The 26,257-nt window shown below is 64.5% G+C and carries 24 protein-coding genes; 15 read left to right on the top strand and 9 right to left on the bottom strand.

Going from position 1 to position 26,257, the window contains the following annotated elements; all coding sequences use genetic code 11:
* Positions 1 to 23: 23 nt before the first annotated feature.
* Both IWX62_RS04165 and IWX62_RS04160 read right to left on the bottom strand, forming a co-directional pair.
* Complete coding sequence (locus tag IWX62_RS04165) at positions 24 to 1,256, bottom strand: saccharopine dehydrogenase family protein (protein ID WP_196840098.1); 1,233 nt, start codon at positions 1,254 to 1,256, stop codon at positions 24 to 26.
* Entirely contained in the window at positions 1,256 to 2,815 is a 1,560-nt protein-coding gene (locus IWX62_RS04160) for an APC family permease (protein WP_196840097.1), read from the bottom strand. Before IWX62_RS04160 ends, IWX62_RS04165 begins: the two co-directional genes overlap by 1 nt.
* Before the next feature lie 107 nt (positions 2,816 to 2,922).
* Between IWX62_RS04160 and IWX62_RS04155 the strand changes: the two genes are divergently transcribed.
* Positions 2,923 to 3,465: a TetR/AcrR family transcriptional regulator gene (locus tag IWX62_RS04155; protein ID WP_196840096.1), complete on the top strand. Its 543-nt coding sequence runs from the start codon at positions 2,923 to 2,925 to the stop codon at positions 3,463 to 3,465.
* A 79-nt stretch (positions 3,466 to 3,544) separates the two neighbouring features.
* On the opposite strand, the gene IWX62_RS04150 is transcribed toward IWX62_RS04155, so the two are convergent.
* Positions 3,545 to 4,663 carry an alcohol dehydrogenase catalytic domain-containing protein gene (locus tag IWX62_RS04150; protein ID WP_196840161.1) on the bottom strand — a complete coding sequence of 373 codons (1,119 nt, stop codon included), beginning with the start codon at positions 4,661 to 4,663 and terminating at the stop codon, positions 3,545 to 3,547.
* Between the two features lie 108 nt (positions 4,664 to 4,771).
* Between IWX62_RS04150 and IWX62_RS04145 the strand changes: the two genes are divergently transcribed.
* The gene (locus IWX62_RS04145; protein WP_196840095.1) at positions 4,772 to 5,998 is read left to right on the top strand and encodes a TerC family protein; all 1,227 of its coding nucleotides are present in this window, start codon (positions 4,772 to 4,774) and stop codon (positions 5,996 to 5,998) included.
* Positions 5,999 to 6,219: 221 nt separating this feature from the next.
* Here the strand turns inward: IWX62_RS04145 and IWX62_RS04140 are convergent, their stop codons facing one another.
* Positions 6,220 to 6,444: a hypothetical protein gene (locus IWX62_RS04140; protein ID WP_196840094.1), complete on the bottom strand. Its 225-nt coding sequence runs from the start codon at positions 6,442 to 6,444 to the stop codon at positions 6,220 to 6,222.
* A gap of 197 nt (positions 6,445 to 6,641) precedes the next feature.
* Here IWX62_RS04140 and IWX62_RS04135 point away from each other — a divergent pair, with 197 nt between their 5' ends.
* From IWX62_RS04135 to IWX62_RS04110, 6 genes are all read left to right on the top strand, one after another.
* Positions 6,642 to 7,961: a M20 family metallopeptidase gene (locus tag IWX62_RS04135; protein ID WP_196840093.1), complete on the top strand. Its 1,320-nt coding sequence runs from the start codon at positions 6,642 to 6,644 to the stop codon at positions 7,959 to 7,961.
* 72 nt (positions 7,962 to 8,033) lie between these two features.
* Entirely contained in the window at positions 8,034 to 9,608 is a 1,575-nt protein-coding gene (locus IWX62_RS04130) for an AbgT family transporter (protein WP_196840092.1), read from the top strand.
* Between the two features lie 78 nt (positions 9,609 to 9,686).
* Positions 9,687 to 10,661, top strand: a complete 975-nt coding sequence (locus IWX62_RS04125; protein ID WP_442859231.1) for an ATP-grasp domain-containing protein — start codon at positions 9,687 to 9,689, stop codon at positions 10,659 to 10,661.
* 92 nt (positions 10,662 to 10,753) lie between these two features.
* Positions 10,754 to 10,957, top strand: a complete 204-nt coding sequence (locus IWX62_RS04120; protein WP_196840091.1) for a PLDc N-terminal domain-containing protein — start codon at positions 10,754 to 10,756, stop codon at positions 10,955 to 10,957.
* Between the two features lie 116 nt (positions 10,958 to 11,073).
* The gene (locus tag IWX62_RS04115; protein ID WP_196840090.1) at positions 11,074 to 12,138 is read left to right on the top strand and encodes an ABC transporter substrate-binding protein; all 1,065 of its coding nucleotides are present in this window, start codon (positions 11,074 to 11,076) and stop codon (positions 12,136 to 12,138) included.
* Positions 12,139 to 12,315: 177 nt separating this feature from the next.
* The gene (locus IWX62_RS04110) at positions 12,316 to 12,621 is read left to right on the top strand and encodes a PRC-barrel domain-containing protein (RefSeq protein ID WP_196840089.1); all 306 of its coding nucleotides are present in this window, start codon (positions 12,316 to 12,318) and stop codon (positions 12,619 to 12,621) included.
* 64 nt (positions 12,622 to 12,685) lie between these two features.
* Here IWX62_RS04110 and IWX62_RS04105 read toward each other — a convergent pair whose 3' ends face one another.
* The gene (locus IWX62_RS04105) at positions 12,686 to 12,919 is read right to left on the bottom strand and encodes a DUF6480 family protein (RefSeq protein ID WP_196840088.1); all 234 of its coding nucleotides are present in this window, start codon (positions 12,917 to 12,919) and stop codon (positions 12,686 to 12,688) included.
* Between the two features lie 10 nt (positions 12,920 to 12,929).
* On the bottom strand, positions 12,930 to 13,196 hold the full coding sequence (locus IWX62_RS04100) for a hypothetical protein (RefSeq protein WP_196840087.1): 267 nt from the start codon (positions 13,194 to 13,196) through the stop codon (positions 12,930 to 12,932).
* A 174-nt stretch (positions 13,197 to 13,370) separates the two neighbouring features.
* Here IWX62_RS04100 and IWX62_RS04095 point away from each other — a divergent pair, with 174 nt between their 5' ends.
* Complete coding sequence (locus tag IWX62_RS04095; RefSeq protein ID WP_196840086.1) at positions 13,371 to 14,396, top strand: bile acid:sodium symporter family protein; 1,026 nt, start codon at positions 13,371 to 13,373, stop codon at positions 14,394 to 14,396.
* A 22-nt stretch (positions 14,397 to 14,418) separates the two neighbouring features.
* Here the strand turns inward: IWX62_RS04095 and IWX62_RS04090 are convergent, their stop codons facing one another.
* On the bottom strand, positions 14,419 to 15,867 hold the full coding sequence (locus tag IWX62_RS04090; RefSeq protein WP_333483204.1) for a dihydrolipoyl dehydrogenase family protein: 1,449 nt from the start codon (positions 15,865 to 15,867) through the stop codon (positions 14,419 to 14,421).
* Positions 15,868 to 15,978: 111 nt separating this feature from the next.
* Here IWX62_RS04090 and IWX62_RS04085 point away from each other — a divergent pair, with 111 nt between their 5' ends.
* On the top strand, positions 15,979 to 16,800 hold the full coding sequence (locus IWX62_RS04085) for a CPBP family glutamic-type intramembrane protease (RefSeq protein WP_196840085.1): 822 nt from the start codon (positions 15,979 to 15,981) through the stop codon (positions 16,798 to 16,800).
* Positions 16,801 to 16,898: 98 nt separating this feature from the next.
* Complete coding sequence (locus IWX62_RS04080; RefSeq protein ID WP_196840084.1) at positions 16,899 to 17,963, top strand: mechanosensitive ion channel family protein; 1,065 nt, start codon at positions 16,899 to 16,901, stop codon at positions 17,961 to 17,963.
* On the opposite strand, the gene IWX62_RS04075 is transcribed toward IWX62_RS04080, so the two are convergent.
* Entirely contained in the window at positions 17,960 to 19,831 is a 1,872-nt protein-coding gene (locus IWX62_RS04075) for a glycogen debranching N-terminal domain-containing protein (protein ID WP_196840083.1), read from the bottom strand. The two genes, IWX62_RS04080 and IWX62_RS04075, sit on opposite strands and share 4 nt — an antisense overlap.
* Positions 19,832 to 19,987: 156 nt before the next feature.
* Between IWX62_RS04075 and IWX62_RS04070 the strand changes: the two genes are divergently transcribed.
* The 4 genes from IWX62_RS04070 to IWX62_RS04055 all read left to right on the top strand — a co-directional run bounded on the left by IWX62_RS04070 (position 19,988) and on the right by IWX62_RS04055 (position 24,583).
* Positions 19,988 to 21,031, top strand: coding sequence for a LacI family DNA-binding transcriptional regulator (locus IWX62_RS04070; RefSeq protein ID WP_196840082.1), 1,044 nt, complete (start codon positions 19,988 to 19,990; stop codon positions 21,029 to 21,031).
* Positions 21,032 to 21,092: 61 nt separating this feature from the next.
* On the top strand, positions 21,093 to 22,358 hold the full coding sequence (locus IWX62_RS04065; RefSeq protein WP_196840081.1) for a sugar ABC transporter substrate-binding protein: 1,266 nt from the start codon (positions 21,093 to 21,095) through the stop codon (positions 22,356 to 22,358).
* Positions 22,359 to 22,535: 177 nt separating this feature from the next.
* Complete coding sequence (locus IWX62_RS04060; RefSeq protein ID WP_333483211.1) at positions 22,536 to 23,684, top strand: carbohydrate ABC transporter permease; 1,149 nt, start codon at positions 22,536 to 22,538, stop codon at positions 23,682 to 23,684.
* The gene (locus IWX62_RS04055; protein ID WP_196840080.1) at positions 23,681 to 24,583 is read left to right on the top strand and encodes a carbohydrate ABC transporter permease; all 903 of its coding nucleotides are present in this window, start codon (positions 23,681 to 23,683) and stop codon (positions 24,581 to 24,583) included. The genes IWX62_RS04060 and IWX62_RS04055 overlap by 4 nt, the downstream gene beginning before the upstream one ends.
* On the opposite strand, the gene IWX62_RS04050 is transcribed toward IWX62_RS04055, so the two are convergent.
* Entirely contained in the window at positions 24,573 to 25,811 is a 1,239-nt protein-coding gene (locus tag IWX62_RS04050) for a helix-turn-helix domain-containing protein (protein ID WP_196840079.1), read from the bottom strand. The two genes, IWX62_RS04055 and IWX62_RS04050, sit on opposite strands and share 11 nt — an antisense overlap.
* Between the last annotated feature and the right edge of the window lie 446 nt (positions 25,812 to 26,257).

The following is a 26,257-nucleotide window of genomic DNA, read 5'->3' as shown; positions in this document are numbered from 1 at the left end:
ACTTTTCTGGGACGGGCCGGGCTCTAGCGCTCCTCCATCCCCCACGGGGATCCGTAACCGGCTGGGGCATCAGCGGCGAGCAAGTCAAGGAAGGGCCGGGAGTCGAAGGCTTCCGGCCCCAGCACTCCTGCCCCCTGCCAGGTGCCGTTCGCGAGCAGTTCCAGCGCGATCACGGGGTTCACCGCCGTCTGCCACACCACGGCCTGTGACCCGTACTCGGCCATCGACCACTCGTTGTCCACCACGTGATACAGATACACGGCGCGGGGATAGCCGCTGGTTCCGGTCCCCGTCACATACAGGCCGGCGCAGGTTTTCCCGGTCATCCGGTCGCCCAGGGTCGCGGGGTCGGGCAGGGCTGCGGCGACGACGTCGCGCGGTGATACGGGGACACCCTTCACCATCAGCGGTTCGGTGGAGTCCAGGCCCAGCTTGTGGAGGGTCTTGAGGACATCGATGAACTCGTCGCCGAGACCGTACTTGAATGTCACCTTGCGGGCCTTGGTCCACCGGGGCATGAGGATCACCTCCTCGTGTTCCACATTGACGCACTCGACGGGGCCGATTCCTTCAGGAAACTCGAAGACCTCCGGCTCGCTGAACGGAGCGGTGGTGTACCAGCCCTTCTCCCGTTCGAAGATCACCGGCGGGTTCAGGCACTCCTCGATGGTGGTCCAGATGGAAAAGGACGGGGCGAAGGCCGGCTCTCCGTCGGCGCCCGCGACGACGAGGTTGGCGCCGTCGCGCACCCCCAGTTCATCGATCGAGGTGAACAGCTCATCCTCCGCGTACCGCGCGAAGACGTCGGAGAGTCCCGGCTCCACCCCCATCCCCACCAGAGCCAGCCGGCCAGCCTCCTCCCACTGTCCAGCCGCGGCGAACTGTTCGTCACCGAGCATCACGCCGGTCAACGCGTACGGCTGCTCGGGGTGACTGACGGACAGGCTCATCGCCATGTCCAGGTACGTGGCGCCCGCAGCGAAACACCCGTTGAAGATCGGCATGACGAACCGCGGGTCCACGGCGTTGAGCACGTGGGTGATCCCGTGTTCGCGCACGACGGCGGCAACCGCCTCCGCCGACGATGCATCCACCTGCGCGGCCACCAGCCGGTCGTCGTCGAGCGCGTCCACCAGGGCCTGTGGCCGGGCGGGATCATAATCGGCCACCACCAGCAGGTCGAAGAAGGTGCGCCGGACGGCGATCCGCACCGCGGCGGAACCCACTCCGCCAGCACCAACAATGAGAATGCGCATTAGGCCAAACCTCCATCAACTGAGCGTCGGTACGTATCGGGGGAGTCGGGGACCAGTACCGGGGTCTCCTCGTTCAGGCTTTCGCCCCTGAAGAACTGCCGCGATCCGCGGCGGGTCCACCACACCAGCATCAGCACCAAGCCGAACGCCAGTGCGCCGATCCCCACCACGAAGGTGCCGCCGACGCCGAGGAGCACGCTGTAGCCGTAGTCGACGTCGGCCATGTCGAATGCCGACTTGATGAACGCTGCGGTCAGCATCAGGGCGCCCAACAGGGGCAGCAGGAACCGGAAGACGAAGTTGTGCCGGGAGGTGAAGAGTTCCCGGCGGAAGTACCAGACGCAGGCGTACCCGGTGATGGCGTAGTAGAACGCGATGGCCAGCCCGAGGGACAGGATGGAGTCAGCGAGGATGTTTTCGCTGATCAGGGTCATGATCACGTAGAAGGCGATCGCGGCGATGCCCATCACGAGCGTGGAAAACGACGGCGTCTTGAACCGGGGATGCACGGTGCTGAATCGGTGGGGGAGTGCCTGGTAGACCGCCATGGACAGGGTGCCGCGCGCTGTGGGCAGGATGGTGGTCTGGGTGGAGGACACCGCCGACACCAGGACGGCGACCACGAGCAGCCATGACCACGGACCCAGGACGGCGTCCTTGAGGGCGAAGAACACATCTTCGGCGTTGACCTCGTTCCCAAGACCGGAGCCTTCCTCGCCGACCCCGGCGTACATCATCGCCGCCACGGTGACCCCTACGTAGGTGATGAGTAGCAGCACGGTGGAGATCAGGGCGGCCCGGCCGGGAATGCGGCGGGCGTCGCGGGTTTCCTCGTTCAGAGCGAGGCAGGCGTCCCAGCCCCAGTAGATGAACAGGGCCAGCAGCACCGCCTCGGTAAACCCTTCAACGCTCTCGAAAGCGAACGGGTTGAACCAGTCCAGCGACGGGGCGGTAGCGTTCTCTGCGGTCCCGTTGGCGATGCCGACGATGGCGAACACCACGAACAGGGCCAGTGCGAGGTACTGGATGCCGAGCAGTACGTTTTGCAGTTTCGCGCCGATTTCCACGCCGCGGTAACTCACCAGGGTCATCAGGGCGATGAAGAAGACACCGGTACCCGTGACCAGCGTGGGGTTCTCGGCGAGTGACCCGTCGCCGATCAGCAGCCACAGATAGAGCCCGGCGATTTGGGCAAGGTTGGCGAGCACGATGATCCCGGCGACAGCCACCCCCCAGCCGGCCATCCACCCCACCCAGGGGCCAAACGCCTTGGTGGCCCAGGTGAAGGAGGTCCCGCAGTCGGGGATCTCCCGGTTGAGCTCACGGTACGCGTAGGCGACGAAGAGCATGGGGATGAACGCCAGGATGAAGGCGATGGGCGCTTGAGCTCCGACAGCGAGGACCACGAAGCCCAGCGACGCCGCCAGCGAGTAGACCGGCGCCGTCGAGGCCAGCCCAATGACGACCGACCCCCACACGCCGAGGGTCCCGGCGGCAAGACCCTTGCCCTGGCCCGGCGGCGTGCCGCGCGCATCTTTCCCAACAGCTGTGTGACTCATGGTGGGCCTCCGAGGTCCGGCGGGCCGGCGTTGTCGGCCGGAAATGACGTAACGGGGATCACTATACCGACTAGTCGGTTTCTTGAATAGGCCCTACACTCGTGCTCATGGGTCACGCTCCGAGCACTGTTCAACGACTGGTTGACGCTTACCAGGACATCCTGGTGTCCGACGGCGAACGCACCGCCACGCTCGACGCGATCGCTCTCAGGGCGGGAGTTTCCAAGGGCGGATTGACCTACCATTTCAAGTCGAAGGACGAACTGACGGCGGCCCTGTTTGACCGGCTTCGCGCCCTGGTGGACGAGGATCTGGCGGTGATGCGGGCCGAGCCGGCCCAGGCGGCCACCTATTACGTCAAGAGTTCACTCGACGTCGAAAGTCCGCTGGAGCGCTGCAACATGGCGGTGACGCGGCTGGCTCAGGGAGTGCATCCGGACGCCAACGAACTGCTGGCCGAGTGCCGCACCCAATGGTTCACCGTGCTGATGGACGCCGTGGGGAACGAGGACATGGTGCACCTGGTGATGCTGCTCGGCGACGGGATCTACTTCAACGCCTCCCTCACCGGCACCGGTGCCATGCCTGAGGAGACCGATCCGGCCACGATCGACCGGATCATCGGGCTGATCGGCACTATCGACTTCTGACCCAGCACCGGTCACGCACCCCCGGGTGGCTCCAGCGCTACGCTACTTTTACGGAGGGGAGCCGCGGGGGAGCCATTCCCTAACTGAGGGTGAAGATCCGCCGGACCACCCTGCCGTCGGCCAGATCGTCAAGGCTTTCGTTGAGGTCTGCCAGGTCCCTGGTATCCGTGTGCAGCAGCTCGACGGGCAGCTTTCCCTCCCGCCAGAGTGCCAGATAGGCGGGGATGTCACGGGCGGGGACCGAGTCGCCCATGTAGGAGCCGAGCAGGCGTTTACCCGCCCCGGCGAACTGCAGTGCCTGGGTGGTGATGGTCTGGTCGGGGTGCGGCAAACCGACTGAGACCAGGGCGCCGCCGCGGGTCAGCAGTCCCAGGCAGGCCTCCATCACCCGTGCGCTGCCGACCGCCTCGATGGCCACATCCACCCCGTCGCTGCCCAGTGCCTGGACCAGCACATCCGCCTGGTGGGGGGCGCCCACCGAGGTTGCGCCGCAGCGCAGGGCCAACTCGCGTTTCGCCGGGAGCGGGTCGATCGCGATCACCGTGGTGCCGGGCACCTGAGCGGCGGCCATCACGGCCATCAATCCCACCGCTCCGAGCCCGAACACAATCACCGATTGCCCTTCGGTCATCTGCGCCGTGTTCAGCACCGCCCCGATCCCGGTGAGCGCCGCGCAACCGAACATGGCGGCGATGTCAAAGGGGACGTCGTCGTCGATCACCACCACCGACTCCCGGGCCACCACCACATATTCGGAGAACGCAGAAACGCCCAGGTGGTGGTTGATCCGCTCACCGCCGCCGGTACGGAGCAGCGCGGGACCGTGCAGCAGGTCACCGCTGCCGTTCACCTCGGCAGCACGGTGGCAGAGGGCGGGCCGGCCGGCATCGCACGCACGGCAGGACTTACAGCTGGGCACAAACACCAGCACCACCCGGTCACCCACTGTGATATCGGCGACATCCGGGCCCACGACGTCGACGACGCCGGTCGCCTCATGTCCCAGCGCCATCGGCAGCGGACGCACCCGGGACCCGTCGATCACCGAGAGGTCCGAATGGCAGAGGCTGGCCCGCTCGATCCGCACCCGCAGTTCGCCTGAGCGCGGTGACGGGACGGAGAGTTCTTCAAGGACCAAGGGAGTGCTGGTGGCATAGGGGCGGGGAGCGCCGGCGTCGTGAAGGACTGCACTGCGCATCGTGGTGGGGTTCATGGGATCAATGTACGGCCTGCGGCTACCTTGCCGTCCACTCCCTCAGCAAACTACCGTGAGTAGTACGTCATCTTTACGAGGAGAACAAACCGCATGGAAATATCCCCCCTTGTCTGGGCACTAACGATCGCCGGAATTGTGGGGCTGCTGCTCTTCGACTTCTTCTTTCACGTCCGGAAGGCGCACACCCCCACCCTGAAAGAGGCAGCGGTGTGGTCCTCGATCTACGTGGGCCTCGCAATCCTCTTCGGCCTGGGCATCCTGGTTTTCGGTGGACCCACCATGGGCACCGAGTACTTCGCTGGATATGTGACCGAGAAGGCCCTCTCGGTGGACAACCTGTTTGTCTTCCTCATCATCATGGCCAGCTTCAAGGTGCCGCGCGCCGACCAGCAGAAGGTGCTCCTCTTTGGCATCGTGTTCGCCCTGATTGCCCGCACCGGGTTCATCTTCCTGGGCGCCGCACTGATCAACCAGTTCGCCTGGATCTTTTATCTCTTCGGCCTGGTCCTGCTGCTCACCGCGGGTAACCTGCTCAAGCCCACGAGCGATGACGATCACGGCGACACCATCGTGGTCCGCCTCGCCAAGCGGTTCCTTCCCGCCACCGAACATTACGACGGCGACAAACTGTTCACCATCGAGAACGGCAAACGCGTCCTCACCCCGATGCTGCTGGTCATGATCGCCATCGGCGCCACCGACATCCTGTTTGCGCTGGACTCCATTCCCGCGATCTTCGGCCTGACGCAGAACGTCTTCATCGTCTTCACCGCAACCGCCTTCTCCCTGATGGGGCTGCGCCAGCTCTACTTCCTGATCGACGGCCTCCTGGACCGCCTCATCTACCTGTCCTACGGTCTCGCGATCATCCTTGGCTTCATCGGCGTAAAGCTGATCCTCCACGCACTACACGAGAACAACCTGCCATTCATTAACGACGGTGAGCCGGTTCCGGTGGTGGAAATTTCCACCGGGTTGTCCCTCACGGTCATCCTCGGGGTACTTGCCATTACGGTCATCGCGTCGATCTTCAGCCCCAAGGGCAAGGCAAAGACCGCCGTCCGTGGAGCCAAGCGCCATGCCACCGAGTACCTGGATCTCGACTACGAGACGGACATCAACGAGCGCGAGAAGATCTTCGCCAGCATGGTCGAGGAAGAGAAAATGCTGCGCCAGCTGCCCGAGAAGTATAAGAAGCTCATCCGGAATGAGACCGAATTTATGGATCTCATCCGCAAGGCCCATGAGGCCCACGGTGCGGCAGTCGACCGGGAACCAACCCGCGAATCCGGCGTCACCGGTCCAACCAAGATCTGACCGGGCACGAACCAAGCCCCGCCAGACGGGCCCAACCGGGCTACGCCAACAGGGAGGCCCCGCAGTGATCAACTGCGGGGCCTCCCTTTTGGTTCTGGTACCCGAGGCTAGCTGCGGGTGGTAGGCGGTTTTCGGCTGTCACCTTGTCTCCGTCGCTGGGTGCGGGCCGCGCCCGGCAGCCTGGCTCGGTGCTATTCGGTGCTATTCGGTGCTATTCGGTGCTATTCGGCGCTGATCTGCCAGATGGAGTACTCGTCGGCGTGCAGGATGGCGCGACGGCCGTCGGAAAGATCGCGGATCCACACGATGCCCAGGCCGGGCGCGGTGTCTTCGACATAGCCGCTGTAGTGAACCTCGCGGTTACGGTGAGCCTCGATCTCGTCCCCCCGGTGAAGCATGCCGAGATCGTGGATGCGGGTGATGGCGGTTGCGGTAAGCAGGGACATGGTGACTCCTTGGATCTGAGGCCGGGGCGGGCACGTCCAGCCGGTCATTTGATTCTTCTCCTGCGGTGTTGCGGCGGTGTTTCCGCCGGGTGAATTTATAGTGCCCCGGCCCGTCCCGCCGGGAAATGTCAGGCAGTGTTACCCAATATTTCGCTGCGCACCCGACACGACGCCGAATAGTTGCCTAAGCTACCAAGATGACCGAACCAGCCCTGCCGGACCCGGCATACCTCATCCAGATTGATTCCGAGACCCAGCGGCGACTGCTCACCGCAGTGTCTCCCGAATCGCCCTTCGAGGGCGCGCCGGAAGACCTCCGCGCCGCCGTCGACACCAGCATCAAAGCCCTGCAGGACGATCTCCAACGGATTGTGCACACCCTGCACGCCCACCCGGAGACCGCATTCCAGGAGCACGACAGTGCCCGGCTGATCGCGGACATCCTCACCGAACACGGGATCGACGCCGAGCTCGGCGCCCACGGTGTGGAGACCGCCGTCCGCGCCGAAATCCGCGGCGCCGGCGACGGGCCAACCATCGCCGTGCTCAGCGAGTACGACGCGCTCCCGGGGATTGGGCACGCCTGTGGTCACAACGTCATCGCCGCCACCGGGGTGGGCGCCTTCCTGGCGCTCGCCGGGATCAGGGACCGGCTCAACGGCACCGTGGTCTTCCTCGGCACGCCCGCCGAGGAGGGTCACTCGGGCAAGGAATTGCTGGCCCGCAACGGCGCGTTCGACGGCGTCGACGCCGCCATCATGGTCCACCCCTATGGTTATGACCTCGCCGACCAGGTGTGGCTGGGGCGCCGGCTCCTCACCATCACCTTCACCGGGATCGCCGCGCACGCCTCCGCGCAGCCGTTCATGGGGCGCAACGCGCTCGACGCCGCCAGCCTCACTTATCAGGGGATCGGCCTGCTCCGCCAGCAGTTGCCGCCGTCGGACCGGGTCCACAGCAACATCACCGAGGGTGGGCGCAGCCCCAACATCATCCCGGACCAGGCGGTGATGAAGCTCTACGCCCGCTCCAAGTACCCTGACACGCTCAAGGACCTCAGCAAGCGTCTCGAGGACATCGCCCGCGGGGCGGCATTGATGACCGGCACCACCGTTGAGCTGGGCTGGGACGAGCACCCGCCGTCGCTCCCCATCCGCACCAACGATGCGCTCACGGGCCGGTGGGTGCAATCCCAGCAACGGCGCGGGCGTAACCCGCTGCCGGCCGGCGTCGTCTCGGACACCCTCGCGGCATCCACCGACTTCGGCAACGTCAGCTACCGGATCCCGGGCATCCACCCGCTGATCAAGATCGCTGACCAGAGCACAGCCCTGCACACCACCGACTTCGCTGCCGCGGCGGCCTCTGAGGCGGCAGTAGAGGGAGCGTACGACGGCGCCGCCGGGCTCGCGCTGACCGCGCTGGACTACCTGATGGATCCAGCCCTGCAGCGTCAGGTCCGCCAGGAGTTCGAGGACCAGGGCGGCGCCATTGACGTCCCCTCCTACTTCGACTGAGCACCGCTCCACCAGGCACAAACGAACCTCCTTTTAAAACCTGCGTGACCGATAGTCAAGGGAGCACCACCCATGTCCAGCATCGCCAGCGCCCCGCGCGGGGTCACCGACAAGTTCCTCAACGGGGTGGAACGGGTCGGCAACAAGCTCCCCGACCCGTTCATGCTTTTCCTGATCCTGTTCGGCATCACCGCTGTGGTGTCGACCGGGATGGCCTGGTCCAATGTCACGGTCCAGCTGCCCGGGAGCGACGAGATCACCCCGATCCGGGGACTCTTCACCGCCGAGGGTCTCACCTGGTTCACCACCAGCCTGGGCCCTAACTATCTGGGGTTCCCGCCGCTGGCCACCGTGTTGCCGATCCTCCTGGCTGTCGGGGTGGCCGAGAAATCAGGCCTGCTGGCCGCGATGATCCGCAAGGCCTTCGGCAGCGCACCGCGCTGGGCGCTGCCCTACGCTGTGGGCGTCGTGGGTGTGACCGGGTCGATCATGTCCGACGCGGCGTTTGTGGTGATCCCACCGCTCGCGGCGCTGGTGTTCAAGGCGGCGGGCCGGCACCCGGTCGCAGGACTGTTGGGTGGTTTCGCCGCAGCCGGAGCCGGGTACTCAACCAACGTCCTGGTCACCAGCCTCGACGCCCTTTTCGCCGGTATCACGACGGCGGTCACCGAGACGCTGCCGAACGCCGGGTCCACGGTCACCCCCGTGTCCAACTACTTCTTCAACGTGGTGTCCTCGATCGTCCTGATGGCGATCGCCGGGTTTGTCATCGACAAGATCCTCGAACCGCGCCTTAACCGGCAGGGCATCCCCCGCGAAGAGGTCCGGGATGAGGATGCCCCTGTCGCTCCCACCAGCGCTGAACTCAGCGCCGATCTGACACCCCGGGAAAGCAAGGGGCTGCGGTGGGCCCTGATCAGCGGGGCGATCCTCGCCGTCGTCCTGGTGGTGGCCTTCACGCTGCCGGCGTCGCCGTGGCGGAACGAGGAGGGCGGATTCCTGCCCACCTCGCCGTTGCTCGGCTCGATTGTGTTCGTCGTCTTCAGCATGTTCGTGGTGCCGGGCCTGGTGTACGGGAAAATTGTTGGCACCATCACCACCGGCCGGGACGTCCCTCGGGTGATGGGTGAGGCGATCAAGGACATGGCCGGCTTTCTGGTGCTGGCGTTTATCCTGGGCCAGTTCATTGCGCTTTTCAACTGGTCGGGGATTGGACAGTGGATCGCTGTCGCTGGCGCGGGCGGGCTGGAAGCGATCGGACTGACCGGATATCCGGCCATCCTGGCGTTCATCATGCTGGCATCGATCCTGAACCTGTTCATCATCTCCGGTTCGGCGATGTGGACGCTGATGGCTGCAGTGTTCGTGCCGCTGTTCGTGCTGCTGGGCTACGAGCCGGCCTTCATCCAGGCGGCGTTCCGGGTGGGCGACTCCGCGACGCAGGTCATCACCCCGCTGAACCCGTACATGATTGTGCTCCTGACCATGCTGAGGAAGTACGAGCCGCAGGCTGGCCTCGGCACGCTGATGGCCCGGATGCTGCCGTTCGTGGTGCCGTTCTGGCTCGCCTGGGTGGCAATCCTGAGCGTGTTTTTCTTCCTCGACCTGCCCCTCGGGCCGGGGAACGGCATTTTCCTGCCCGAGTAGATGGCGCCGTCGTCGGGCAGCGGAATAGGCCTGCTGCGGGCGCCGTTATGCCTGATGAACCCAAGCTGGAGGTACGTCGTGACCAAGATCTATGCCCTGCATGAAAACCCTGAATGGTTCCCGCCGTTCGCCAAGGCCTTCGAAGCGGAGGGCGTCGAGGTGGAGGAATGGCTGCTCACCGACGGCATTCTCGACCTCGACCAGGAGCCGCCCGAGGGCATCTTCTGGTCGCGGATCAGTGCATCGTCGCACACCAGGGATCATGGGCTGTCCAAGGATTACGCCCGGGCGGTGCTGTCCTGGCTGGAAGCGCACGGCCGTCGCACGGTCAACGGACGGCGGATCCTTGAGCTGGAGATGAGCAAGGTGGATCAGCTGACCGCGCTGAAGGCGGCAGGCATCGAGACGCCCCGCACCGTCGCGGCCATCGGCAAAGAACGGATCCTCGACGCCGCGGCTGGCTTCCCGACGCCGTTTATCACCAAGCACAACCAGGGCGGCAAGGGCCTGGGTGTGCGGAAGTTTGAAAGCCATGAGGAACTGGCCGACTACGTGGCGTCGCCCGAGTTCGAGGAACCCCAGGACGGTATCACGCTGATCCAGGAGTTCATCCAGGCAGCGGAACCCATCATCACGCGGGTCGAGATTGTGGGCGGCGAGTTCATCTACGCCATCCAGGCTGATACGGCGCGCGGCGGATTCCAACTCTGCCCGGCCGACGCGTGCGCGATCGACCCGGTGACCGGCAAACCCATCATGCCGCCCGGCGCCACCATCGAACCGGAGGAAGGACAGCAGCTGTTCAGCCTGCGGGAGGGCTTTGACCACCCGATCATCGAGAAATACCTTGAGTTTGCCCGCCGGAACAACATTGAGGTGTGTGGGATCGAGTTCATTGAAACCGCCGACGGCCGGGTGCTGACCTATGACGTCAATACCAACACCAACTACAACGCTGTGGTCGAGGCCCAGGCGCCGCGCTCCGCCCCGGGGGCGCTCGTGACGTATCTTTCGTCGCTGGCTGCCACTGCGCCGGAACCGGCTCTTCGCTAGGGTAGGGTCCACGCGGACGACGACGGCTCGGCCGGCGCTCATCGTCGGGGAGCACTAAGGGGGACTGGACGATGCTGGGTTTGGGAACGTGGATGGTGTGGATAGTCGTCGCGTGGGCTGCTTTGGCAGGTCTCGCTCTCGCGGCGATCGTCTCGATTGCGCGCGGCGCAGGGCTCCCCTCGACGGCCAAAGCGGTCTGGATAGCGCTCGTCGTCGTCGCGCCGCTGTTCGGGGCAGCCGCGTGGTTCATCTACCGAGCGATTGAACCCGGAACCCAGCAGGCTGTACAGCCCTAAGCGATTATCTATTACGCAACACAAACATTTCGTAATAGACGTAAGGGTAGGGTAACCTTACTTTCGTTGCGTCCGGACGGACGCGAGTCTCAGTTTCCCGAAAGTCGAGGAGCCCCATGGCCCCCACACGCATGCGCGGTCTGGCCGCTGCCGCCACCGCAGCCGCCGCAATCCTTGCCCTGTCCGCCTGCAGTACGGGCCCCGCTGATGGCGGCTCGAGTTCCGGGGCTCCCGAAGCTGCCGGAGCGGCGGATCAGTTTCCCGTGACGATCGAGCACGCCTTCGGCGAGACGGTCATCCCCGAGCTGCCCGAGCGGGTGGCCACAGTCGACTGGGTCAACGCTGATGTTGCCCTGGCGCTCGGCGTCGTCCCCGTGGGGATGCAGAGCGATGCGTACGGTGGAAACGAGAACGATTCGACGCCATGGAAGGACGCCAAGCTCGAGGAGCTCGGTGCGGCCATCGGCACCGAAAACGCACCGGTTCAGTACTCGGAAGTTGACGGGTACGCGTTCGACGAGGTTGCTGCAACCAACCCGGACATCATCCTGGCGGCATACTCGGGGCTGACGCAGGAAGACTATGACACCCTGAGCGAGATCGCACCAGTAGTTGCGTACCCCGAGGTTGCCTATGGCACCCCGTGGCAAGAGTCGACCCGCATCATCGGGGAGGCCCTTGGACTGGCCGAGGAAGCCGAAGAGCTGGTGACCGAAACCGAAGAGACGGTTGCCTCTGCAGCGGCTGAGTACCCGTCCGTCGTGGGCAAAACCTTCATCTACGGCAACCTTGAGCCCGCCAGTGCCGAAGGCGTGAGTATCTACACGGCGAACGACAACCGGCCACGGTTCCTTGAATCGATCGGGATGGTGCAGGCCGACGTCGTCACCGAGAACACCGAGGGCTCAGAGGAGTTCTTCATTCCCTGGTCCGCCGAGCGTGCCAACGAGCTGGAATCTGACATCTTCGTGACCTGGGTGCCGGACGAGTCGACCATCGAAGCCATCGCCGAAGACCCGCTGCTGGGTCAGATCCCGGCGGTGGAGTCCGGCGCCCTGGTGGCGGACCCGGACAACACCCTGACACTGTCCATTTCCGCAGCCAACCCGTTGAGCCTTCCCTGGGCCCTGGACACGTTCCTTCCCATGCTGGATGAGGCTGCACAACAGGCTGAGGGCTAAACGCGCTTCCCAGCGGGAAAAACGGCCCTCAGGGCGAGGCTCGCCGGTTGTAACCGGCGAGCCTGAGCCTGGGGGCCGTTTCTGTGGGCATCCCCGGCGGCTGAAGTTGCTCTCCGGGCGTGCGTGGGCTGGAATAGGATCAGCACACTTAGTTTCACCAAGGGATGGAGATGCACCATGGCACAGCTGGACATTCACGACCTGCAGGTAGCCACCGCCTGGGACGCCGACGGTGAGAAGCTGGGCGAGGTGTCACAGGTTCACCTGGATGCGCGCACCGGCGAGCCTACCTTCGTCACCGTGGCCCTCGGGCTGTTCAATACCCGGGAGCATTTCATCCCGTTCGGCGGCGCCCGGCTCGACGGCGGCGACCTGCACGTCGCATACACCAAGAACAAGATCACGGATGCGCCGGATCTGACAGCCGAGTCGGAGCTGACCGACGAGCAGGCTGCTGCCTTGCGGGAGTATTACAGCCTGTAGCACCCCTTAACCAGGAAACGCGCCCGTAGTGGATTACTACGGGCGCGTTGCTGTGCGGCGTGGATCAGAAGACGTCGACCAGACGGCCGACAACGAACAGCACGATGCAGGCCACGAAGACCACTCCAATGCCGACCAGCCACGGCAATGGGTTGTTCCCCTTGGAGGTTCCCTCATCGTGACCCTGTGGTCCGACTGTCGACGATTCGCCCGGTGGGGTCTCGCCCGGCGGAACTCCGCCGCCCGGCTCTAGCCCAGTGATCTTGTCGCCCTGGGGGTCGGGGTTTGGTGCTGTCATAGAGTTCCTCCTAGATTTCCCATTCAGACCTCTTGGGTGATGGATCCTTGGTTTCCTTGGGCGTCCAGGACATGGTGATGTCCGCGCCTTCTTCCGTCTCGCGGACGAACAGATGAAGGTCCTCTCCATAGAGGTTTTCGTGCTCCACCACGTCACCTGCCTCATGCGCCATTTCGACCAGACGGCTGATCGCCACTGCCATGGCCCGGCCCCAATCATGCGGATGCTTGCTCGACGACTCTTCGGTTACAGAAAACTTGCTGTCCATAGTTGCCATTGTGCTCCTTAAGTCTCTGCAGTGGGATAGCCAGCGGGAGGGTGGTTGCACACCCCGCGGCACATAATGGTAAGTCCACTGTGCAGTTTCGGAATGGTTCAACCCTAGCAGCACCGCGTTCACACTGGCTGGACAATTACAGGGGACCGAAGCAACCGTGGTAGTCCAGTAGGTATGTCTCCTCTGCCAGCTACCCCAGACACGCCGCCCGTTTCCGCTCCAGAGTCTGCCGCCGAGGAGCGGAGCGCCCGCCTGGCGGTGACCCTGTTCCCGCTACTGATTCTCGCTGGTGGCGCCGTCGCCGTCCTGACCCCCGGCACGTTCACGGGGATGGGGCCGTGGATCAACCCCCTGCTGGGCATCATTATGTTCGGGATGGGCCTCACTCTCACCGCACCGGACTTCGCGCTGATCGCCAAGCGTCCGGTGCCCGTCGTGATCGGAGTGGTGGCGCAGTTCATGATCATGCCGATCCTCGGCTGGCTGATTGCAGCGGCTCTGGGACTGCCTCCCGCGCTAGCCGCGGGCGTCATTCTGGTCGGGTGTTGCCCGGGCGGCACCGCGTCCAATGTGGTGGCGTACCTGGCCAAGGGCGACGTCGCCCTTTCGGTCGCCATGACATCGGTGTCCACCCTGCTTGCACCCCTCCTCACCCCGGTGCTGGCGCTCTGGCTCGCCGGACAGTACATGCCGGTGGACGCCGGGTCCATGGCATTCTCCATTGTTCAGATTGTCCTGCTCCCCGTCCTGCTCGGACTGGCGGTTCGCCGCTTCCTGCCGTCACTGGTTGCCCGGTGCCTTCCCGTGCTGCCCTGGCTGTCGGTCGGCGCAATCACGCTGGTGGTGGTGGCTGTAGTCTCCGGCAGCGCCGGGATCATCTTCTCGGCGGGGCTGCTGGTCCTGGTGGCCGTCATCCTCCACAACGGGCTCGGTTACGCGCTCGGCTACGGTGCGGCCCGGCTATTCCGGTTGCCAACGGCGTCGCGACGGACCACGGCGATCGAGGTGGGAATGCAGAATTCGGGTCTCGCCGCCGGCCTCGCCCGCCAGTATCTGACCCCCGAGGCTGCCTTGCCCGGCGCCATCTTCTCCATCTGGCACAACGTCTCCGGTGCCGTCCTTGCCGCGTACTGGCGACGTCGGGACGCGCGTTCGGCCACCGCCACCCCCGCATCCCCCGCGTCGAGTCAACACATATAACCAAAATCCGACGGGAAACTGGTCATTGGTGTTGACTCAATGAGGGGGACGCGGGGGCAGACGGGCGCTCCGAGTCCCCGGAGTCCCCAGGGTCCCCGGGCGGGCGACGGAGGGCTGCCCGGGCCGCCACCCCGATGATCGCCGTGTAGGTGGGGTAGGCGAATTTCACCCGGGCAAGGGTAGCGACGTCGGTCCCTGCGGCCATCGCCGCAGCGACCGCCTGGATCACTTCGACGGCGTTCTCGCCCACCGCGTGCGCGCCGAGGATCAGCTCACGATGCCGGTCTAGCACCAGTTTCAGGAACCCCTGTTCGCGGTCGTCAATGATGGGCCGCTCCACCTCGCCGTAGGGCACGACGACGACGGCCGCCTCCCGGTCACGCTGCCGTGCCGCCTCCTCGGTGAGGCCCACCCCGGCGTAGTCCGGATCGGTGAAACCGCCCGCCGGCAGCAGATGGTGAGGGGTGGTCCGGTGCGCCCCGAGGACAGCGTTTTCCGCGGCCGTTTCTCCCTCGAAGACCGCGGCTTGCACCAGCATGCTGGACCCGTTCGCGTCACCCGCCACAAAGACATGGGGGATATTTGAGCGCAGATAGTCGTCCACCGGGATGGCATTACGTTGGGCCTGGATCCCGGCCGCCGGCAGGTCCAGGGAGTCGATGTTCGCCGGCCACCCGGCAGCCATCACCACCGCGTCCATCACCTCGACGTGTTCTCCGGAGGCGTTGCGCCAGTGCAGGCGCAGCCCGTCGTCGTCCTTGGTTATGTGATCAATCCCGGCAATCCCTGTCTCGACGCGCACACCCCGGGTGCGGAATCCGTCGGTGACCGCGGCCGAGACATCGGCGTCTTCGGTGGTGAGGATCCGCGGCGCCAGGTCCAGCAGCAGCACCCGCGAGCCGAGCGCGTGGAAAATGGTGGCCAGTTGAGCCCCGGTGTGCCCGCCGCCGATCACTGCAATCGCGCCAGGGAGGTCCGGCAGGTCGAGGATGTCCGGGGGAAGCACCGCATGCTCGGCGCCAGGAATGGGTAGCCGCCGCGCGCTGCCGCCCACGCAGAGGATGACGGATCCGGCGGTCACCGGGCGGCCGCCCACGGTCAGGGTGTGTGAATCAGCGAACGACGCGTCGCCGGTGAGCAGGGTGATGCCCAACCGGGCGACGACGTCGTCGTACCCCTTGGCCGCAAGCACCCGGTCCACGGTGGACCTGACCCGGCGGACAATCTGGGGCCAGTCGACTGAGGGCTCGGCAACGACGATCCCGTAGTCGTAGGCGGTGCGGACCTCCCGGTACAGCCGGGCCGTCTTCGCGAGGACCCGCGTGGGCACGCACCCGGAGTTCACGCAGGTCCCGCCGAGCCGCGCCCGCTCCACCACGCCCACCCGGGCGCCCAGCTCTGCGGCGCGCACCGCGGCCGCCATGCCCGCCGGTCCGGCGCCAACAATGAGGACATCGAAGTCGTATTCCATGGTGCAGCTCCCGGTGGTGTGATGGCATTCCTGTTTCCTGTATAGCGCCAAATCCTCCGAAATTCCTCCATCTGCTCCTACCGACTCGGCCCCGACGGTAATCTCATGGGTATGACATCCGCACCGGACACCCTCCGGGAGACCCGCAAGAGCGCTGCGAACCTGGTTCCGGCGGTGCTCGTTGCCTCGTCGGGGTTTGTGATGTTCGGGCTGGATCAGCGGTGGTTGGGCTACCTGTTGCTCGCAGCGGCGCTGGCGTCATCATTCGTCATTGGCCGGCAGCTGTTCAAGGATCTGTCCTTACTTGCGCTGGGTTTGGTCATCATGAGTCTGGTGCCGATCACCACCGATATCAGCTTCAGCCACATGTTCATCATGGGTACGGCGATGGTCCTCGCGGTGGGGTTGCCGTATTCGATTTCCCGGTTTGTCTTCAGGGACCATGCGATTCGGTTTCCCGTTTTCACGGGCCAGAAGTGGACGAGGACCGAGCGCTGGTACCTGATGGCCGTCGTCGTGATGGGGTATCTCCTGCTTCCCGTCTATATGATTCCGACTGGCGTGTTTGAGAACTGGCCCGCGGCGTCCGATGGGAGCACGGTGGCGAGGCTGTTCCTTGGGACCAACGTGCTGGGTATCTGGGATGAGCTGTTCTTCATCTGCACCGCCTTCACCCTGCTGCGGCGGCATCTGCCGGACTGGCAGGCCAACATGCTGCAGGCGGTGCTGTTCACCTCGTTCCTCTGGGAACTGGGCTTCCACGCCTGGGGGCCTTTGTTGATCTACCCCTTTGCTCTGGTGCAGGGCTGGATCTTCAAGAAGACCAAATCGCTGAGCTACATTGTGGCGGTCCACCTGCTGTTCGACTTTGTGTTGTTCCTGGTGCTGATCCACGCACACAACCGCGAATGGTTCGACATTTTCCTCTACTAGCCAGGCCCTGATCCCGGCCTGAGGGGGAGATGAGAGTCTCCCCACAGTTCACCCTTCCGGCTGGACAGTCACCCACTGTCGTCTGAGACGGTGAAGTCATGGATGAACTCGTCAGTATGTTTGCACCGGTGGTCGCCGTCGCGGCGGCATTGATCTCAGCAGTACTTCTGGCGGCGATCCTGCGGCGGGTCGGTGCCCGATCGTTGCGGAAGGTGCCCGCCATCCAAGGCGCCTCCAGTCGGGCGCTCAATCCTGTCCGGTTAGTGCTTGCAATTGCTGGTGCACGGATAGCCCTCGGAGTGACCGCCGCTGACACTGACTGGTTTGCGCCGGTGGACTACGCATTGGTGCTGGGTCTGATTGGTGCTGTCGCGTGGCTGGTCGCGTCGCTCCTGCTCGTGTTTGAGGCGGTAGCGCTGCGGAAGTACGGGCGGGACACGGTTGACCATGGGCGCATGCGGCGTCTCAAGACGCAGATCATGCTGGCCCGCCGGGTGGGGGTGGCTTTGGTGATTACCCTCGCCCTGGCCAGCGTCCTCCTGACGATCCCCGAGGTGCGGGCCTTGGGCGCGGGCATTCTGGCATCGGCGGGCCTGATCTCGATCGTCGCTGGACTGGCAGTGCAGAGCTCTCTGGCCAACGTATTCGCCGGGGTGCAGCTGGCCTTCACCGACGCCCTCCGCATCGATGACACAGTATTCGTCGAAGAGCAGTTAGGGACGGTCGAGGAAATCACCATGACCTACGTGGTGGTCAAAGTCTGGGACGACCGCCGGCTGATCCTGCCGTCGACCTACTTCACCACCACGCCGTTTGAGAACTGGACCCGCAGCCGCTCCGAACTGCTGGGAACGGTCGATCTGGACCTCGACTGGCGGGTACCGATCGAGTCCATGAGGGCTCACCTGCTCATGGTGCTCAGCGACACCCCGCTCTGGGACGGACGCACCAGCACCCTGCAAATTACCCAGGCCACCGACGGGATGGTGCGTGCCCGGGTACTGGTCAGCGCAGCAGACAACGACGCCCTGTGGGACCTGCAGTGCCTGATCCGCGAATCCATGGTCATTTTCCTGCAGACGAATCATCGTGAGGCGCTGCCCCGCCAGCGTTGGGAGGCAGTTCACCCTCCGCACACCCCGCAGGACGCCCTCGAGGGCTAGGCGAAGCCCCCGAGAGCGGTCACGATCGGGACCGCCGACGCCGCTGCCCACGCCTGCGGGCGGCAGGACGCAGGGTAGGGGACCGGCGGCCAGACGTCGTCGGACGCGTGGCCCGAGAACAGTTCCGGGAGGCGCCAGTCAAAGCCCTCGGCGGCGCGGAGGAGCCCTGAGGCGAGGGTGCGGGCGTCGTCGGCGAAGCCATCCTTGGTGAGACCGCTGATGATCATGCCCGTGTCATGGCTCCACACTGATCCGGCGTGGTACCGGGTAGGCCAGAACCCGCCGTTGGTGGTGGAGACGGTCCTGATGCCGTAGCCGGAGAACATGGTGGGGTCCATCAACCGCCGGACCACCGCAGCCTGCTCCTCGAGGTTGAGGATGCCCGTCCCGAGGAGATGACCCATGTTGCTGGTGACTCCGTCGACCGGGCGCTTCGCGGCGTCCAGCGCGATCGCCGGGTATGCCCCGAGTTCATCGCTGCACCAGAAGGATTCCCGGAACCGGATCTCCAGCTTGTTGGCGTAATCCCGCCAGTCGCCCGAGCCCGGTCGGCCAAACGCGTCCAGCAGGGCCGCCCCGCCCATCGCGGCTTCGTAGGCGTAGGCCTGGACCTCTGCGAGAGCGATCGGGCCGTCGGCGAGTGCGCCGTCGTGCCAGCGGATTGAATCCCCTGAATCTTTCCACCCCTGGTTGGCCAGCCCGTGGCCGCTGGTATCGAGGTATTCGAGGAAGCCGTCGCCGTCGGAATCGCCGTGATCGCGCAGCCACACCAGTGCTGCTTCCAGATGATCCAGCAGCGCCTCCACCTCGGCGGTAGGCAGACCGGCCCGCCACGCATCGTGGAGCAGGGAGATCCACAGCGGAGTGGCGTCGATGGTGCCGAAGTAGACCGGGGGGAGGGAAATCCCGTTCCCGCCCTCTTCGAACTGCAGCGTGCCACGGCGGACCTCGTGCAGGATCTTGCCCGGCTGCTCAGCGGTCAGTGGATCAGTGCTGTCACCCTGACGTGAGGCCAGAGCGCGCAGGGTGCTGCCCGCGAGAGCCGTATCTAGCGGAAGGAGCATTCGTGCAGCGATCAGAGAGTCCCGCCCGAACATGGTGAAGAACCAGGGCGCCCCGGCGGCCAGGAAAGTGTCCTCCGGCCGGTCCGCCGTGGCCATCCGCAACCCGTTGAGGTCTGAAACCGACTGACTGAGCAGGCTCTGCAGCCGGGGTTCGGCCAGTCGAGGGGCCTCCAGGACGGGAGTGCTCGGTGCCACCATCGGGGCGGCGCTGTCCGTGAGGGAAACCCGCCACGGCAGGACAACGGTACCGCCGGGCTCCACCTCGGTCATCCAGATGAGCCGGATGTGATTGCCCTCGTACTCGGTACGGGCGCTGCCGGTGTCCAGCGTCACCGAGGTGTCCGGGCCACGCCAGTTCCAGCGGGGGCCGGTGACATCGATGTCGACATGCGGCGCGGCGCCCGACTTGACCTTCTCCATCGGAGTGCTGTCCGCCACCAGGCGGCACTGCACCTCAAGATGGGCCAGGAAACTGTGGGCCGACTGGATTTTGATCTCCTCACTGATACCTTCGGCATCCGCGATGCGGGTCCGGGTGAGGTAGAGCAGTGGGTCAGCGACGGGGGCCTGGACCCTTACGAAGTAGAGGTAATCCACCCGGTTGGCCGACCGGACCTGAGTGGAAACCCACTCGGCCTCCTCGCCGTTGACCGTCAGGATGACCTCCTTGAGGACCCTGTCGTCACCGCAGTGGATGCCTTGCGCACCATGGCCGCGAATCTGGCCGTGATCGTCCGCCCAGGCCTGGACCGGCGCGCTGAAAACGCCGGAGAGGTTGTGCAGATACGGCTGGCGGTAGGCCACATGAACTCCTGGGTGGTGGGTGTTGTCGCCTTGACACTATCGCCAAAACGTTATTTGATCGTTCAACTTAGTGATTGACATCATATTTGAACGTTCATATTGTTGTAAACAGGCAGTCCATCAGAAACTGCCGTGATTGGGAAACGAGGGAGTTCGATGGCGAAGGCAACCTTGGTCAGCCTGGCCGAATCCCTCGGCGTGTCCCGGCAGACCATTTCCAACGTTATCAACGCCCCCCATCGGGTCAAGCCAGAGACCCGGCTGCGGGTGGAGCACGCCATCGCCGAGAGCGGATACCGGCCCAGCTCCGCCGCCCGGCAACTGCGAACCCGCCGCTCCATGAACCTGGGCATCCGGATGATGCCGGTGGTGGATGGTATCAACGGCTCCATCCTCGACCGGTTCCTCCATGCCCTCACTGAGGCCGCCCAGGGGGACGGCTACCGTCTGACCCTGTTCAGCGCAGCCACCGATGACGACGAAGTCCGGCAGTACGAAGACCTCCTCAACGTCGCCGACCTGGATGGCTTTGTCCTCACCGGCACCCATCACGGCGACCAGCGCACGGCCTGGCTGCTTGAGCATGAGATCCCGTTCGCTTCCTTCGGCCGACCGTGGAGCGACACTGAAGATCCGTTCAGCTCACTGCACCCCTGGGTTGACGTCGACGGCGGCGCCGGCACCGAGCAGGCCACCCGCCTGCTGCTCGACCAGGGACACACGGCGATCGGGTTCATCGGCTGGCCAACCGGCTCCGGCGCCGGCGATGACCGCCGGACCGGGTGGCGGCGCGCGCTGCAAGCGGCCGGCGTGTTTGCAGACCAGCTGGACGTCGAGGTGCACGACGGCGTCCCTGCTGGCGCGCGCGCCGCCGAGCAGCTCATCGCCGCCGGAGCCACCGCCGTCGTCTGCGCGAGCGACAGCCTCGCACTCGGTGCGCTCGCGACCTTCAGGGGCCACCACCCCGCCCCCGCGACCCCCGACGTCATCGGCTTCGACGACACCCCGGTGGCCACCGCCGTCGGGCTCTCCAGCGTTGCCCAGCCGATCGAGGACGCCGCCCGGCAGATCATCAGAGTGCTCACCCATACCCTGTCCGGTGACGCGGAGAGCGGCCGCCCCGACAAACACCTCCTGCTGCGGCCCACCCTGGCGCAACGGTTCCCGCACCCGCTCGCTGGCGACGGCTGGCTGGCATGACCCACACACTTCAATCCCCCCTAGATAGTTCGAAGTAAACAAAAGAATGAGGAAACAGACAATGAAGACTGGAAACTTCCGCACCCGCAGGAAGACGCTCGCCGTCGCTGTTACAGCTGCAGCGGCCCTGGCGTTGAGCGCCTGTGGCGGATCGGGATTCTCGGGGTCAGAAGGTGAGTCCACCGAGTCGGAGGGCGCCACTGACGCCCCGATCTCCGTGCTGATCGGGTCCTCCGGCGAGGCAGAGACCACCGCCGTCACCGACGCCGTCGATGCCTGGGCTTCCGAGTCAGGCATGGACGCGAGCGTCAGCGTCGCCTCCGACCTGCCGCAGCAGCTCAGCCAGGGTTTCGCCTCGGGCGAGCCAGCCGACGTGTTCTACGTATCCACCGACCTGTTCGCCGGGTACGCGGCGAACGGTTCGCTGGAGCCCTATGGCGACGACCTGGAAAACAAGGACGACTTCTACCCTGCCCTCCAGGAGGCTTTCACCTACGAAGACCAGCTCTACTGTGCACCCAAGGACTTCTCCACCCTGGGCCTGATCATCAACAACACCCTCTGGGAAGAGGCCGGCCTCACCGAAGACGACGTTCCCACCACCTGGGAAGAGCTCAGCACCGTTGCCCAGGAACTCACCACCGACGACGTGGTTGGCCTCGGATTCGGTCCTGAATTCCAGCGCCTCGGCGTCTTCACCGCGCAGGCCGGCGGCGGGCTGGTCACCGATGGTGAAGCAACCGTCAACAGCCCCGAAAACGTCGAGGGTCTGACCTACGTGCAGGAAATGATGAACGACGGCGTTGCCTCCTACTCGTCGGATCTCGGCGCAGGCTGGGGTGGCGAAGCATTCGGCAAGGGTCAGGCTGCCATGGTTATCGAAGGCAACTGGATTGCCGGTGCCATGACCAACGACTTCCCCGACGTCGACTATCAGGTAGCCGAACTTCCCGCCGGTCCCGCTGGGCCGGGAACCCTGCAGTTCACCAACTGCTGGGGCATCGCCGCTGACAGCGACAACATCGAGGGCGCCAAGGAACTGGTCGCTCACCTGACCACGGTCGAGAGCCAGCTCGGTTTCGCTGAAGCGTTCGGCGTCATGCCGTCGCTGCAGTCTGCCGCCGAGGAGTGGGCCACCACGTACCCGGACCTCGCAGCGTTCATCGCCGGTGGCGATTACGCGCAGAACCTGCCAGCCCAGCCCGGTGCCTCGGATGTGCTCGCGGAACTGAACGCTCAGCTTGAGACCATCAAAACCGCTGATCTTCAGCAGGTGCTCGACACCCTCCAGACAGACATGGAAGCTGTCGTAGCCGACGCCGGATAACAGCAGCACCACCGCCGCAGGAGCGCCCTGACCGTCCGATCTATCGGGCGCTCCTGCGGTCACCACCATCTAATGACCCTGGGGTAATAGAACGAGGACACAGTGGCACGTAGTACAGCGGCAAAGAAGCCGTCCGGCAGCACGGAATCACCGCCGGCTTTCAGGAAACGCACGGGCATTCAGGGTCGCACCGGCCTGACCGGGTGGCTCTTCATTTCCCCAGTGGTACTGATCCTCGGCCTGTTCCTGGTGATCCCTGTCCTGATGGCTATCTGGGTCAGCGTGTCGGACTGGACCGGACGCGGCAGCCCCTTCGGCGGCGACGTCAATTTTGTCGGCGGCGAAAACTTCTCCAGCATCCTCGGCGGGGAAGGCCTCGCTGCACGGGACTTCGGTACCGCCATCCGGAACAACTTTTACTACGTGCTGCTGGTAGTGCCCCTGCAGACCGCACTAGCCATGTTCCTGGCGGTCATGGTGAACAAGCAGGTACTCAAGGGCCGCGGCCTATTCCGCACCGCCTTCTACTTTCCCTCGGTGACCAGCTCCGTGGCGATCACCGTGCTGTGGTTGTTCCTCTTCAGCGCAAACGGCGTCGTCAATAAGGTGCTCTCTTTCATTGCCATCGACGGCCCCAACTGGTTCCAGGACCCGCGCGGTGTCTTCCACATTGTGTTCTCAGTCTTCGGTCTGAACCAGGCTCCGGCCGGACTGCAGGACCCAGGTTTCCTGGGAATCCCCGGCTGGGAATGGCTGGCCGGACCGTCAGTAGCGATGAGCGCGTTCGTGCTGATGGCCATCTTCACCACCTCGGGCACGTTCATGCTGCTTTTCATTGCCGCCCTGCAGAACATCAGCGGGGAAGTGCAGGAGGCAGCGATGGTCGACGGCGCCTCGGGTTGGCAACGGTTCTGGCAGGTCACCCTCCCCATGCTTCGGCCCACCCTGTTTACTGTGCTCACCCTCGGGCTGATCGGTACCTGGCAGGTCTTTGACCAAATCTACGTCGGCACGCAGGGCGGCCCGGCGAAGACCACGCTGACCCCGGCCTACCTGTCCTTCAACTCCGCCTTCAACAACCAGCGTTGGGGCGAAGGTGCAGCCATCGCATTCGTCCTCTTCGGCATCATCGTGGTGCTTACCCTGCTGCAACGGTACGCGCTGCGGGAACGGGACATCCCCAAACGGCGCCGGATGGTTCCGGTGGGCGCAGATCCGAAAACCATGGCAGCGGCGCAGTCGACCGTCCGGCATTCTGACCGCGCAACCGGCACAGGCCCTGGCGACACCACCACGACTGGCACCACCGAAGGAGACCGGCGATGAGCATCACCACTGCTCCAGCATCAGAGCCGGCCCCGGCAGCTGAGGTCCCGCAGCGGGTCAAGAACCGGCGGCGGAAGGTCACTCGTGGCGCCTGGATCACCTACCTCGTGCTGGTCACGCTGGCCATCATCTATATCTTCCCGTTCATCATCCAGGTGGCCACGTCCTTCAAGACCGAGCCCGACGCCGCCCAGGACCCGCTGGGACTCATCCCACCGCACTGGACCTTTGCGGCATACGAAACCCTGTTCGCCAACTCGGATTTCCCCAAATGGGCCCAGAATTCCTTCATCGTCACCATCTTTGTGACAGCGGGGCGGGTGTTCTTCAACTGCCTCGCCGGCTACGCCCTGGCCCGCATCAACTTCCGTGGCCGCGGCCTGGTGTTCGCATTGCTGGTCGCTGTCATGGCGGTGCCCGGCGTCGTGCTCCTGATCCCCAAGTTCCTGGTGATCAACCAACTGGGGATCTACGACTCCTATGCTGGCATGATCCTGCCGCTACTCGCTGATGCCGCGGGTGTCTTCATCATGAAGAACTTCTTCGAATCCATCCCGCCGAGCGTGGAGGAGCAGGCCCGCGTGGACGGGGCCGGCACCTTCCGTACGTTCTGGTCCATCGTCCTACCGATGGCCCGGCCTGCGGTGATGACCATTGTCATCCTGTCTTTCCAGGGGTCCTGGAACGAACTCAACCACTTCATCATCTCCACCCAGGACCCGGCCCTGACTACCCTGACCAAGGGCGTCGCCCAGCTGGCGTCAGGTCAGCTCAGCCAGGGAACGCAATACCCCCTGAAGCTGGCAGCTGCTGCGCTGATGACCATTCCGGTGGCAATCGTCTTCTTCGTCTTCCAGAAGAAGATCATGAACGCTTCCGCCGGGGCCGTTAAGGAGTAGCCGGCTCATCGATGTCAATGAGCTGCGCCAGGACTTCTGAGGCGCGATCTGCCAGTCCGGTGTCGGCAAAACGTTTTGCCGCCGAGAGGAAATGCGTTCGTGCCTCCGCCGGGTGGTCGAGCTGCCGATGCATTTGGCCGAGAAGCAGGGCAACCTCGGCCTGTTGTGAAGACGAAAGTATCTCCTGATATGTGTGGACGTCCTTCAGGAGAGAAAGCGCTCGCTCGGGGGCGTCAGTGAGGGCGTACCAGCGGGCACGGATAAGCTGCAGCTTGACCTCGTCGTCGTGTGCGTTGAGCAATGTCGCAGCTACTTCCGCTCGATTGATGAGATCTTCGGTAGCAGCATCGGCTATGCCGGCCCTGAGTCGTGCGGACGCGGCGGCTTGCAGGAAATGTGTCCACAGTTCGAGGCTGTCGCCCGGCTGGAGCAACTCGGCAGCCCGATGGTGGCAGACCTGGCCGGTAGCGATGTCCCGTCTGGCGTAAGCGGTGTTGCCGATCGCCCAGGCCGCCTTTCCCCGGGTTTGCCGTGGAAGGTCAGTATTCTCCAATGAGCCTCTGAGGGCCGCGGCCGTTTCCCAGGCTTGATCCAGCTGGCCCAGTTCGGTTGCTGCGGCGATCAGAGCCATTGACGCCTGGACGGCATCTACCGCGCAGAGGGTCGGGTCGGAGGCAGCCAGGGCATCCTCGGCCAGTTTTATAGCCGATGGGAAGTTGCCTTGAAGGCGGTGAACTGAGGAAAGGAAAGTGGCCGCTTTGGCCCTCAATGGGTCGGACCGGGCCGCCAGTGGACTGCCGAGCAGTTCTTCCATGATGGTCCGTGCTGGCGGATAGTCACTCAGGGCGTAATGGCATTCTGCCGCGACAAACGACGTATTCCACCACAGCGCAGTGTCCCCGATATCGGCGGCGACCCGCGCCGCATAGGCGGCCGCTTCCAGCGATGCGGTGAAGTCACGCAGATTGAACATCATGTTCGCACTGTGTGCTGCCGCGGCGAGCGCTGTGTCCTCGGGTCGAACCGGGCTGGTCCAGGACCTAAGTACTGATTCGCTTAGGCCCAGGCTCATAGCGAAGTCGACCAGCACTGGCGGGGTTGGCTCCCGCTTGCCGCTTTCAAGCAGCGAGACGTAGCTGGTCGAGTACCGCCCGTTGCCAAGCTTGCGTTGGGTGAGTCCGGCTCGGCGCCGTGCTTCCCTGAGCTGCTCACCGAATTCGATCGTCATAAAACCTCGAGAGTTGTCAGGTGGGAAAAGTGCTTTACAAGTTCTGTAAACCAAGATATCACTATTCATGTCATAGTCACATCATCAGCGGAACACGCGGGGGAATTCATGGTCTCTACAATTTTGGCATTGGTTCTATTCGTCTCCAGTCCGGCAGGCGTCGTCGAAATCGGCGCATCTGTCCCAACCGGGGCCACCTCGGCGTCCCTGTCCAGTCTGGCCACGCCGCTCTCCGGGGGTGACGACTGGCCCGTATGAGGGATTACTTGATCGCCGGGGCCTGACGGGGACTGCCGGCCCCGAAGGTGGGCCGGCAGTCCTCGTCGTTTCACAGTAAACAAAACCGTGTAAACTCATTGACTTAATCTGTAAACGGCATTTGGATTGGACTTGATCGATCGTCGATCAAGGTGTCTGCAGATCACATAGGCGCCTTAGCTCCAACA

This window comes from Arthrobacter sp. CAN_A1 (assembly GCF_015751665.1).
In the GTDB taxonomy this organism is placed as follows: Bacteria; Actinomycetota; Actinomycetes; order Actinomycetales; family Micrococcaceae; genus Arthrobacter_D.
This window is presented reverse-complemented; position numbering and strand designations above follow the sequence as displayed.

Excerpts from the sequence above, each read along its gene's own strand:
- IWX62_RS04165 (WP_196840098.1), bottom strand. The coding sequence starts at position 1,256 with ATGCGCATTCTCATTGTTGGTGCTGGCGGAGTGGGTTCCGCCGCGGTG.
- IWX62_RS04160 (WP_196840097.1), bottom strand. The coding sequence starts at position 2,815 with ATGAGTCACACAGCTGTTGGGAAAGATGCGCGCGGCACGCCGCCGGGC.
- IWX62_RS04155 (WP_196840096.1), top strand. The coding sequence starts at position 2,923 with ATGGGTCACGCTCCGAGCACTGTTCAACGACTGGTTGACGCTTACCAG.
- IWX62_RS04150 (WP_196840161.1), bottom strand. The coding sequence starts at position 4,663 with ATGCGCAGTGCAGTCCTTCACGACGCCGGCGCTCCCCGCCCCTATGCC.
- IWX62_RS04145 (WP_196840095.1), top strand. The coding sequence starts at position 4,772 with ATGGAAATATCCCCCCTTGTCTGGGCACTAACGATCGCCGGAATTGTG.
- IWX62_RS04140 (WP_196840094.1), bottom strand. The coding sequence starts at position 6,444 with ATGTCCCTGCTTACCGCAACCGCCATCACCCGCATCCACGATCTCGGC.
- IWX62_RS04135 (WP_196840093.1), top strand. The coding sequence starts at position 6,642 with ATGACCGAACCAGCCCTGCCGGACCCGGCATACCTCATCCAGATTGAT.
- IWX62_RS04130 (WP_196840092.1), top strand. The coding sequence starts at position 8,034 with ATGTCCAGCATCGCCAGCGCCCCGCGCGGGGTCACCGACAAGTTCCTC.
- IWX62_RS04120 (WP_196840091.1), top strand. The coding sequence starts at position 10,754 with ATGGTGTGGATAGTCGTCGCGTGGGCTGCTTTGGCAGGTCTCGCTCTC.
- IWX62_RS04115 (WP_196840090.1), top strand. The coding sequence starts at position 11,074 with ATGGCCCCCACACGCATGCGCGGTCTGGCCGCTGCCGCCACCGCAGCC.
- IWX62_RS04110 (WP_196840089.1), top strand. The coding sequence starts at position 12,316 with ATGGCACAGCTGGACATTCACGACCTGCAGGTAGCCACCGCCTGGGAC.
- IWX62_RS04105 (WP_196840088.1), bottom strand. The coding sequence starts at position 12,919 with ATGACAGCACCAAACCCCGACCCCCAGGGCGACAAGATCACTGGGCTA.
- IWX62_RS04100 (WP_196840087.1), bottom strand. The coding sequence starts at position 13,196 with ATGGCAACTATGGACAGCAAGTTTTCTGTAACCGAAGAGTCGTCGAGC.
- IWX62_RS04095 (WP_196840086.1), top strand. The coding sequence starts at position 13,371 with ATGTCTCCTCTGCCAGCTACCCCAGACACGCCGCCCGTTTCCGCTCCA.
- IWX62_RS04090 (WP_333483204.1), bottom strand. The coding sequence starts at position 15,867 with ATGGAATACGACTTCGATGTCCTCATTGTTGGCGCCGGACCGGCGGGC.
- IWX62_RS04085 (WP_196840085.1), top strand. The coding sequence starts at position 15,979 with ATGACATCCGCACCGGACACCCTCCGGGAGACCCGCAAGAGCGCTGCG.
- IWX62_RS04080 (WP_196840084.1), top strand. The coding sequence starts at position 16,899 with ATGGATGAACTCGTCAGTATGTTTGCACCGGTGGTCGCCGTCGCGGCG.
- IWX62_RS04070 (WP_196840082.1), top strand. The coding sequence starts at position 19,988 with ATGGCGAAGGCAACCTTGGTCAGCCTGGCCGAATCCCTCGGCGTGTCC.
- IWX62_RS04065 (WP_196840081.1), top strand. The coding sequence starts at position 21,093 with ATGAAGACTGGAAACTTCCGCACCCGCAGGAAGACGCTCGCCGTCGCT.
- IWX62_RS04055 (WP_196840080.1), top strand. The coding sequence starts at position 23,681 with ATGAGCATCACCACTGCTCCAGCATCAGAGCCGGCCCCGGCAGCTGAG.
- IWX62_RS04050 (WP_196840079.1), bottom strand. The coding sequence starts at position 25,811 with ATGACGATCGAATTCGGTGAGCAGCTCAGGGAAGCACGGCGCCGAGCC.